This is a genomic window from Streptomyces pseudogriseolus, from assembly GCA_002154585.1.
GTDB classification, from domain to species: Bacteria; Actinomycetota; Actinomycetes; order Streptomycetales; family Streptomycetaceae; genus Streptomyces; species Streptomyces pseudogriseolus.
Window position 1 is genome coordinate 1 of sequence record MUNG01000405.1, and the last position, 9,707, is coordinate 9,707.

At 74.0% G+C, this 9,707-nt stretch carries 8 protein-coding genes; 5 read left to right on the plus strand and 3 right to left on the minus strand.

Annotated elements, in window-relative coordinates; genetic code table 11:
• Positions 1-64: 64 nt before the first annotated feature.
• Positions 65-2,500, minus strand: a complete 2,436-nt coding sequence (locus CCN29_RS29190) for an MFS transporter (protein ID WP_086685556.1) — start codon at positions 2,498-2,500, stop codon at positions 65-67.
• A 164-nt stretch (positions 2,501-2,664) separates the two neighbouring features.
• Positions 2,665-3,111: an SRPBCC family protein gene (locus tag CCN29_RS29195; RefSeq protein ID WP_006130903.1), complete on the minus strand. Its 447-nt coding sequence runs from the start codon at positions 3,109-3,111 to the stop codon at positions 2,665-2,667.
• Between the two features lie 160 nt (positions 3,112-3,271).
• Between CCN29_RS29195 and CCN29_RS29200 the strand changes: the two genes are divergently transcribed.
• The 4 genes from CCN29_RS29200 (at position 3,272) to CCN29_RS29215 (ending at position 7,002) form a co-directional block, all read left to right on the plus strand.
• A complete protein-coding gene (locus tag CCN29_RS29200; RefSeq protein WP_086685558.1) occupies positions 3,272-4,309 on the plus strand; it encodes an Rv2578c family radical SAM protein in 1,038 nt (345 codons plus the stop codon).
• Between the two features lie 133 nt (positions 4,310-4,442).
• Entirely contained in the window at positions 4,443-6,026 is a 1,584-nt protein-coding gene (locus CCN29_RS29205; RefSeq protein WP_086685560.1) for an alpha/beta hydrolase, read from the plus strand.
• A gap of 53 nt (positions 6,027-6,079) precedes the next feature.
• Positions 6,080-6,478, plus strand: a complete 399-nt coding sequence (locus tag CCN29_RS29210) for a RidA family protein (protein WP_086685566.1) — start codon at positions 6,080-6,082, stop codon at positions 6,476-6,478.
• A 20-nt stretch (positions 6,479-6,498) separates the two neighbouring features.
• Positions 6,499-7,002 (plus strand): GNAT family N-acetyltransferase, encoded by a 504-nt coding sequence (locus CCN29_RS29215; RefSeq protein ID WP_442538547.1) that lies wholly within the window; start codon positions 6,499-6,501, stop codon positions 7,000-7,002.
• A gap of 340 nt (positions 7,003-7,342) precedes the next feature.
• Here the strand turns inward: CCN29_RS29215 and CCN29_RS29220 are convergent, their stop codons facing one another.
• Positions 7,343-7,948, minus strand: a complete 606-nt coding sequence (locus CCN29_RS29220) for an adenylosuccinate lyase (RefSeq protein ID WP_031017718.1) — start codon at positions 7,946-7,948, stop codon at positions 7,343-7,345.
• A gap of 350 nt (positions 7,949-8,298) precedes the next feature.
• Between CCN29_RS29220 and CCN29_RS29225 the strand changes: the two genes are divergently transcribed.
• Positions 8,299-9,707 (plus strand): 3-hydroxyacyl-CoA dehydrogenase family protein (locus tag CCN29_RS29225; protein WP_086685564.1); only part of this gene is annotated, 1,409 nt, incomplete at its 3' end.

Below are 9,707 nucleotides of genomic sequence, written 5' to 3' on the forward strand. Positions count from 1 at the left end.
GTACCGGTGGACCGGAGCCGCGGAGGGGGGCGGCTCCGGTCCACCGGTACCGGGGGTGGTGCGGTCAGTCCTCGTGTCCGAGCTGGAGGTCGCGCTCGGTACGGCCTCCGCCGGCCACCTGGAGCACGGTGGCGACCGGCGGGTAGCCGGCGGCGATGACCGTGTACTCGCCGGAGGACAGGTCGACGAACCGGAAGGTGCCGTCGGGGCCGGTGGTGAGGGTGTCGACGACGTTGCCCGCCGCGTCCAGCAGCGTGACCCGCGCGTCCTCCACGGGCCGTCCGCCGCCGGCCCGCACGGTGCCGCGCAGCACTGCCCCGCCCGCCAGTTCCACGTCCTGCCGGGTCTCGCGGGCGGCCTGCACGGTGACCGGCAGGGCCGCCGGGCGGAAGGCGGGGGCGCTGGCGGCGAGGGTGTACTCGCCCGCGACCAGTTCGGTGATGACGTAGCCGCCCTCGCGCCCGCTGCGGGTGCTGGCGACGACCTCGCCGTGCACGTTGGTCAGGGTGACGGCGGCGTCCCGTACGGGCGTGCCGTCGGCGGTGAGGACGCTGCCCGCGAGCCGGCCCGCACCGCCGAGGACGACGTCGAGCTCGACCGGCCGCTCGCCGACCGTCACGGAGACCGCCTGCGGCTGGTGACCGCCCGCGGCGGCGATCAGGACGTACGAGCCGGGTCCGGGGGTGGCCAGCGCGTACCGCCCGTCGGCGCCGCTCGCGCCGCGTCCGGTCTGCTGTCCCTGGACGTCGATGAGGGTGAGCGCCGCGCGGGGCACGGGGGTGCCGTCGGGGTGCTGGACGGTGCCGCAGACGGGGATGCCGCCGCACTGCGGGGAGCGCGCCGGGGGCACGCGCGTCTCGAAATGCGGTGCTTCTTGAGCCGGTTCCGCGGTGGGGGTGTGGTGGGACACCAGTGGTTTCTCCTTGAGGAAGAAGGCGATGAACAGGCCGAGGACGAGCACCGGCACGAGGTAGAGGAAGATGCGCGGCATGGCGTCCGCGTAGGCCTGGACGTAGGCGTCGCGCAGCTCGGGCGGCAGGGAGTGCACGAGCTGGGGGGTGATCGACTCCGCGTCGGCCGGCGCCCCGGCGGCGTCGGCGGGGAGCCGCTCGGCGAGCGCGTCGGTGAGCCGGTCGGCGAACAGGGTGCCGAAGACGGCGGCGCCGACGCTGCCGCCGATCTGCCGGAAGTAGTTGTTGGCACTGGTGGCGGTGCCGAGGTCCGCGGGGCGCACGGAGTTCTGCACGGCGAGCACGAGGACCGGCATCACCATGCCGATGCCCGCGCCGAGGACGAACATCCAGACGCTGTAGTGCAGCCGGGGGGTTCCGGTCCCCAGGCGGGACAGCAGCCACATGCCGACGACGGACAGGGCGGCGCCGACGACGGGGTGGCTGCGGTAGCGGCCGGTGCGGCTGATCATCTGCCCGGAGACGACGGACGCGCCGACGATGCCGCCCATCATCGGCAGCATCAGCAGGCCCGACTCGGTCGCCGAGGCCCCGTCGACCATCTGGAGGTAGGTGGGCAGATAGCTGGCGGCGCCGAACAGGGCGACGCCGATGACCAGGCCCACCAGGCCGGTGACGTTGAAGACGGAGTCGCGGAACAGCCGCAGCGGGATGAGGGGTTCGACGGCGAAGCGCTCGACGACCAGGAAGGCGGCGGCGGCCGCGAGGGCGCCCGCGCCGAGGCCGAGGACGACGCGGGAGTCCCAGGCGTACTCGGTGCCGCCCCAGCTGGTGAGCAGGACCAGACAGGTGGAGGCGGCGGTCAGCAGCAGCGTGCCGAGCACGTCGAAGCGGCGCCGGCCTGTCGGCTTCGGCAGTTTCAGCACCAGGGCGACGACGACCATGGTGACCAGGCCGAAGGGCACGTTGACGTAGAAGCACCAGCGCCAGGAGAGGTGGTCGGTGAAGTAGCCGCCGAGCAGCGGGCCCGCGACCGAGGCGAGTCCGAAGGCGGCGCCGATCAGGCCCATGAAGCGGCCGCGCTGCCGTGCGGGCACGATGTCCGCCATGATCGCCTGCACGCCGATCATCAGTCCGCCCGCGCCGACGCCCTGCACGGCGCGGTAGGCGATGAGCTGGTCCATCGTCGTGGCGCGGCCGGCCAGCGCGGAGCCCACGACGAAGACGAGGATGGCGAACTGGAAGACGCCCTTGCGGCCGAGCTGGTCGCCGAGCTTGCCGTACACCGGCAGTCCGACGGTGGCGGTGAGCAGGTAGGCGGTGATGGCCCAGGACATCTTGTCCAGGCCGTGCAGCTCGCCGACGATCTTCGGCAGCGCGGTGGCGACGATCATCTGCTCGAGCGCGGCGAGCAGCAGCGCCAGCATCAGCGCGAGGAAGACGAGCCGGACCCGGCCGGGGCTCAGGGCCGGCCCGCTCTCCCGCGCCGGGGGCGGAGCACCGTCCCCGGCCGGTGGCACGGGGGGTGGCGGCCCCCCGGCCGTCGGCGCCGTGACCGGCTCGTCCTGCGTCAGAGTGATCCCGCCCACGTGCCGCTCCCCTCGTCGCACCGCTGGACAATTCCCGCGTAAAAGCGACAACTACGAGCAAGCGCGACGAGTTACGGCACAGAGTCGGTCCGCCGAGAGATCACCCGAACCGGTGACGGAAGCGCCAACTCCATTTCAGGCGAACGAAGTTGGCGTGATCGCGTCTACTGCTTCCCGACCTCGGCGTCCAGCCGGGCCAGCACGGCGTCGTAGATACGGGCGAGCCCCTTGGGGGCGAAGGTGCGCTCGAAGAAGCCGCCGATGCCGCCGGCGCCGTTCCACACGCTGGTCACGACGACCCGGGCGCGGCCCTCGCCGGCCGGGGTGACCCGCCAGGTGGTGACCATGGAGGAGTTGCGGTCCTTCTCGACCAGCTCGCCGTCGGTGGGCTCGGTGACCTCCAGGAGGCAGTCGCGCACGCGCTTGCTGGTGGCCTGGAGCTTCCAGTGCACGAGGGTGCCCTCGCCGTCGCCGCCCTCGCGGACCTCGTACTCGCTGAACTGTTCGGGCAGCACCTTGGCGCGGGTGCCGCTGTAGTCGGCGAGGGCGTCGAACACCGTGTCCGCGTCCGCCGCGACGATCCGCTCCGTAGTCGCTTCGACCTGCGCCATCGCATTCCTCCAGGGCTGCATCTCTCCAGGGTCGGGGCACAGCCAACCACCCCGGCGCCCGCCGCCCAAATCGGGGTTCCGGAAGTGACCGAAGATGTCGCTCGCACGATCAAGGGAACATGTGTTCTATTCTGTGCGGCAGCGACACCGAGGAGGCGTCATGCGCTGGGAGAACCTCTCACCGGACTCCGAACACAGCCGTGCCGACGCCGCGCTGTTCGGCGCGGAGGCGGTCACGACCCGCACCTTCGACACGCCCGAGTTCCGCGGGATCACCTTCCACGAGATCCGGGCCCGCTCCGTCGTCAACCGGGTGCCGGGCGCCTCCCGTATGCCGTTCGAATGGACGGTCAACCCCTACCGGGGCTGCACCCACGCCTGCGTCTACTGCTTCGCCCGCAAGACCCACAGCTACCTCGACCTCGACACGGGGCTCGGCTTCGACAGCCAGATCGTGGTCAAGGTGAACGCGCCCGAGCTGCTGCGCCACCGGCTGGCCTCCCGCTCCTGGCGCGGCGAGCACATAGCCATGGGCACCAACGTCGACTGCTACCAGCGGGCGGAGGGCCGCTACCGGCTGATGCCCGGCATCATCGAGGCGCTGCGCGACCACGCGAACCCCTTCTCGATCCTGACCAAGGGCACGCTGATCCTGCGCGACCTGCCCCTGCTGCGGCAGGCCGCCGACGTGACCGACGTCGGGATCTCGGTGTCGGTGGGCTTCACCGACGAGGAGCTGTGGCGCACGGTCGAGCCGGGCACCCCGGCGCCCGAGCGGCGGCTGGACGTGGTGCGCGCCTTCACGGACGCCGGCATCGGCTGCGGGGTGCTGATGGCGCCGGTGATCCCGTTCCTGGGCGACCGGCCGGAGCAGCTGAGGGCGACCGTGCGGGCCGTCGCGGCCTCCGGCGCCACCTCGGTCACGCCGCTGGTGCTGCATCTGCGGCCCGGCGCCCGCGAGTGGTTCATGTCCTGGCTGGCCCGGCACCACCCGCACCTGGTGGCCCGCTACGAGCGGCTGTACGCGGAGGGCGCCTACGCGCCCCGCTGGTACCAGCGCCGGATCACGCGTCAGGTGCACGACCTGGCCCGGGAGTACGGCATCGGCCCGGCCCGCGCGGGCGCCCCGCGCCGCGTACCCGCCCCGGCGCCGGAGGAGCCGGAGGCCGGTCTGCCGACCCAGCTGACGCTGCTCTGACGGCATCCGGGCGCATCCGGCGGCCCAATTGGGTCAACAACCGGCGTAGCGCGTTCAGCTGTGGCGCCACACCGGGACGATGCCGCGTGAACCGTGAGCCTCGCGGTCCGCACCAGCTCGTCCTGGGAGAACCATGAAGAAACGCGCAGCCGTGCTGTGCGGCGCCGCCGCCGTCGTCGCCTCCGGCCTCACGGCCGTGCCCGCCGAGGCCGGCGCCCCGCACGCCCCGGAGACGTTCCGCGCCACCGCGCCCGCCTGGAAGAAGTGCGGCACCGACGACTACCCGACGCTCCAGTGCGCGTCCGTCGAGGTGCCGCTGGACCACGCCGAACCCTCCGGGCGCACGATCACGCTGGCGCTGTCCCGCATCCCGCACACCGCGAAGAAGTACCAGGGCCCGCTGCTGGTGAACCCGGGCGGCCCGGGCGGCAGCGGACTGACACTCGCCGGGTTCGTGGCCGCGTCGCTGCCGAAGCGGGTCGCCGCCGAGTACGACGTCGTCGGCTTCGACCCGCGCGGCGTCGGCGACAGCCGCCCGGCGCTGGACTGCGCACCGGGCCACTTCGACGCCGTCCGGCCCGACCCGGTGCCCACCTCGCCCGAGGTGGAGCGGGCCAACCTGGACCGGGCGAAGTCCTTCGCCGAGGCGTGCGGCCGCAAGTACGGGGACCTGCTGCCGCACATGACCACCACGGCCGCCGCGCGCGACCTGGACGTGATCCGGCAGGCGCTGGGCGCGGAGCGGATCAACTACTTCGGCTACTCCTACGGCACCTACCTCGGCACCGTGTACGCCAAGCTGTACCCGCAGCGGGTGCGGCGTCTGGTGCTGGACTCCGTGGTCGACCCCACGGGCGTCTGGTACGACTCCAACCTCGACCAGAACCAGGCGTTCAACGCCCGCCACCGCGCCTTCATGGACTGGGTGGCCAAGAACGACGCGACCTACCGTCTGGGCACCGACGCGGAGAAGATCGAGGCCGCCTGGTACGCGATGCGGTCCGCGCTGAAGGAGAAGCCGGCCGGCGGGAAGGTCGGCCCGGCGGAGCTGGAGGACACCTTCGTCCCGGGCGGCTACTACAACGGCTACTGGCCCTACCTGGCCGAGGCGTTCGCCGCGTACGCCAACGACGAGGACGCCGGACCGCTGGTCGAGGCGTACGAGAACTTCGGCGCGACCGACGTCGCCGGGGACAACGGCTACAGCGTCTACACGGCGGTCGAGTGCCGGGACGCCCCCTGGCCGCGGGACTGGGCGCAGTGGCGCAAGGACAACTGGGAGATGTACGAGCGGGCGCCGTTCATGTCGTGGAACAACGCCTGGTACAACGCGCCGTGCGCGTACTGGCCGGTCGAGGCGCGGCGGCCGGAGCGGATCAACGCCACGGGCCAGGTGCCGCCCGCGCTGCTGTTCCAGGCCACGGACGACGCGGCCACGCCCTACCAGGGCGGCGTCACCGTGCACCGCCGGCTGGAGCGGTCGAGCCTGGTGGTCGAGTCGGGCGGCGGCAACCACGGCATCACGCTGAGCGGGAACGCCTGCCTGGACCGGCACCTGGCGGCCTACCTGGCGGACGGCACGGTGCCGCGCGGCAGCCACGGGGACGCCGACGCGGTGTGCGCGGCGCTGCCCGACCCGAAGCCGCTGACGTCGAAGGCGGCCCCCGGCACGGCCCGCGGCTCGGTCCTCCACGGGCTGCTCGGCTCCCGCATCTGAACGGCCCGTAACTCGGGGGCGGACGCGCGGCACGGTGGGCCATGATGGCCCGCATGACCCACCTGACCCGCATCCCCGGCCCCGACGGAGTGGCCCCCGCCGCCCAGTACGCGCACGTGGTGACGGGCGCCGGCCGTCTCGTCGCCGTCTCCGGCCAGCTCGCCCTGGACGAGGACGGCGCGCTCGTCGGCGAGGGCGACGCCGGGGCCCAGGCCCGCCAGGTCTTCGAGAACCTGCGGCGCTGCCTCGCCGCGGCCGGCGCGACCTTCGACGACGTCGTGAAGCTGACCTACTTCGTCACGGACATGGCCCACCTGCCGGCCGTCCGCGCGGCCCGCGCCGCCCACCTCCCCGACGACCGCCTCCCGGCGTCCTCCGCCGTCCAGGTCGCCGCCCTGGTCCGCCCGGAGTTCCTCCTGGAGGTCGAGGCGCTCGCGGTGGTCGCGGCATGACCGGGCTCCGGATACGCCCCATGACCGCCGGCGACAGCGACGAGGTCGCCGCGATGCGGGTGCGCGGGTGGCGGCACGCCTACCGGGGGCTGATGCCGCAGGCGTACCTCGACGGAATGGACGTCGCGGCGGAGGCCGAGCGACAGCGGGCCCGGCTCGCGGCCGGGGACGGCAGCGTGGTGAACCTGGTCGCCGAGGCGGAGGACGGCACGCTCGCCGGGTGGGCCGCGTACGGGCCCTACCGGGACGGCGAGGTCCGCACGGGGGACGGCGAGCTGTACGCCCTGTACCTGCCGCCCGAGCGCATCGGCCAGGGCGTGGGCCGCACCCTCCTGACCGAGGTGACCGCCCGCTGCACGGCCGCCGGGCACCCCCGGATGCTCCTCTGGGTGCTCAAGGAGAACGCCCGCGCCCGCCGCTTCTACGAGGCGGCGGGCTTCACACCGGACGGCACGGAGGAGCCGTTCGAGGTGGCGGGGACGGCGGTACCGGAGGTCCGGTACACACGGGCCCTGACGGGCTGACTCGGCGGGGTCCGACACCCCGCGGCCAACCCCCTGGTGCGCGGGGATCCGCTCACCGCTTCCCACCACCAGGGCGTGCCCCGACCGACCCACCCCGGGCTCCGACCCGAGCGGCGACGCCCGTCATTCGTCAGCTCGCCCGGGCATCCCGCCCACGGGCGCTCGGGAACCACCGGGCCGGGCCACGGGACCTCGCCCGGGCTCCGGCTCGGCGTGACGGGCGGCCCGTCACACCTCGCGCCGCGCCGGGCATCCCGCCCGCGGGCACGTCGACACGCCCGGGCCGAGCCCCCACACCCCCGCCCCGGCGCCGTTGGCCAGGTGACGGATCGTCACCGGGTCATCGTTGCCCCGGGATCCGTCCCCGTGCGCTGCCCTGGCCCGGGATGCGGGCCAGGGCGTGGACCGCTGCCTCCGCCAGTGCCGGGTGGGCCAGGGCCTCGTTCAGTACCGGTTCCGCCCGGGGGTCGCCGAGGTCGCCCAGGGCCTCCACGCAGGCGAGGGCGACCCGGCGGTACGGGTCGTGCGGGCGCAGGCGGCGGCGGAGGGTCGTGATCAGGGCCGGGACCGCCTCGGGGGCGCGCAGGTCGGCGAGGAGGCGGACCGGGTGCAGGGCGTATGCGACGCGGAGTTCGTTGGTGGCGAGGGCGGCGGCGGCGCGGGCGGTGCGCGGGTCGCCGAGGCGGGCCAGGGCGTGCGCGGCGGCGGCGCAGCGCGGCGGGTCGCGGTGGTTGAGGAGGAGCACCAGCGCCTCGAAGGCCCGCCGGTCGCCCGCCGTCCCGAGCCGGTACGCGGCCAGTTCCCGCGCCCACAGCGGCTGTCCGGGGGCGGTGAGGACGCCGGCCAGGAGGTCGTGGTCGTCCGTGGCGGCCAGCCGCTCGAACGCGGCCGTGCCGCCGGACTCCGCCCGTAAGCGCTCCGTGAGCGTTCGCAACTCTTCGTCCATGTCACGAGGTTAGGTCGATCACACCAGGCGCGGGAGCCACCTCACAAATCCGGGGGCTGGCGCGCTCGTTACCGGCGAGTTAAGCTCAGACGAGCGAGTTACCCACTCGCACCCTCCTCACGGCGGTCTGGTGACGCGGCCGTCGTGAGCCGCAGTCGGTTCGGTGCCCTCGTGCACCGCAGTACGGCTCGGCCCCGGGACAGGGCCGGTCGGATCCACCGCCGTTCGCCGGCGGTCCGGGCGTGTGCGCTCGCAGCCCGGCTCACACCCGCATCCCGCACGCACCCGGTGCGCCCTCCGGCGCACCCGGGCGCTGCTTTCGTCGTCACCCTCATTCCTGGAGTCCCGCGATGGCCACTCCCCTGTCCGACACCCCCTTGTCCCCGCTCCGGACCGTCGCCGTGGTCGGCCTCGGCACGATGGGCACCGGCATCGCCGAGGTCCTGGCCGCGGCCGGCCGCGACGTGATCGGCATCGACGTCAGCGAGGCCCAGGCGGCGAAGTGCGTCGCCGCCCTGGAGGCCTCCACCGCCCGTGCGGTCGCGCGCGGCCGGCTGACCGGGGCGCAGCGCGAGGAACTCCTCGCCCGCGTCACCACCGGCACCGACCTGTCGGCCGCGGCGCCCGCCGACCTGGTGATCGAGGTCGCCCCGGAGTCGTACGAGATCAAGCAGCAGATCTTCCGGGAGCTGGACGGCGTGGTGCGGCCGGAGACCGTCCTGGCCACCGGCACCAACGCGCTGTCCGTGACCCGGCTGGCCGCCGACTCCGCGCACCCGGAGCGCGTGCTCGGCATGCACTTCTTCAACCCGGCGCCCGCGATGAAGCTGGTCGAGGTGGTCTCCAGCGTGCTGACCGCGCCCGCCGCCGTCACCGCCGTCACCGACCTCGCCCTGGACCTGGGCAAGGAGCCGGTGGCCGTGGGCGACCGGCCCGGGTTCGTCGCCGACGGGCTGCTGTTCGGCTACCTCAACCAGGCCGCCGCGATGTACGAGGCGCGGTACGCCTCCCGCGAGGACATCGACGCGGCGATGCGGCTGGGCTGTGGCCTGCCGATGGGCCCGCTGGCGCTGCTGGACCTGATCGGCGTGGACACCGCCCGCACCGTCCTGGACGCCATGTACGCCGCCTCCCGCGACCGGCTGCACGCCCCCGCGCCGATCCTCAAGCAGCTCAGCGAGGCCGGCCTGACCGGCCGCAAGGCGGGCCGCGGCTTCTACACGTACGAGGCGCCCGGCAGCGGCACGGTCGTGGCGGACGCCCTGACCCCGCGCGAGGACGGCCCCTCGGCCGCGGGCCGCCCCGTGCGCGCGGTGGGGGTGGCCGGCTCGGGCACGATGGCGTCCGGGATCGCCGAGGTCTTCGCCAAGGCGGGCTTCGAGGTCGTGCTGGCCGCCCGCAGCGAGGAGAAGGCGCGGGCGGCGAAGGCCCGCATCGGCAGGTCGCTGTCCCGCTCGGTCGACCGGGGCCGGATGACCGCCGAGGCGGCCGCGGGCACCCTCGGCCTGATCCGCCCGACGGGCACCTACGACGACTTCGCCGACGTGGACCTCGCGGTCGAGGCGGTCGCCGAGGACCTGGAGGTCAAGCGGCAGCTGTTCGCCACGCTGGACAAGGTCTGCAAGCCGGGCGCGGTGCTCGCCACGACCACCTCCTCCCTCCCGGTCGTCGCCTGCGCCCGCGCCACCTCGCGTCCGCAGGACGTGATCGGCATGCACTTCTTCAACCCGGCGCCGGCGATGAAGCTGGTCGAGGTGGT

Excerpts from the sequence above, each read along its gene's own strand:
- CCN29_RS29210 (WP_086685566.1), top strand. The coding sequence starts at position 6,080 with ATGACCCACCTGACCCGCATCCCCGGCCCCGACGGAGTGGCCCCCGCC.
- CCN29_RS29220 (WP_031017718.1), bottom strand. The coding sequence starts at position 7,948 with ATGGACGAAGAGTTGCGAACGCTCACGGAGCGCTTACGGGCGGAGTCC.
- CCN29_RS29205 (WP_086685560.1), top strand. The coding sequence starts at position 4,443 with ATGAAGAAACGCGCAGCCGTGCTGTGCGGCGCCGCCGCCGTCGTCGCC.
- CCN29_RS29215 (WP_442538547.1), top strand. The coding sequence starts at position 6,499 with ATGACCGCCGGCGACAGCGACGAGGTCGCCGCGATGCGGGTGCGCGGG.
- CCN29_RS29195 (WP_006130903.1), bottom strand. The coding sequence starts at position 3,111 with ATGGCGCAGGTCGAAGCGACTACGGAGCGGATCGTCGCGGCGGACGCG.
- CCN29_RS29200 (WP_086685558.1), top strand. The coding sequence starts at position 3,272 with ATGCGCTGGGAGAACCTCTCACCGGACTCCGAACACAGCCGTGCCGAC.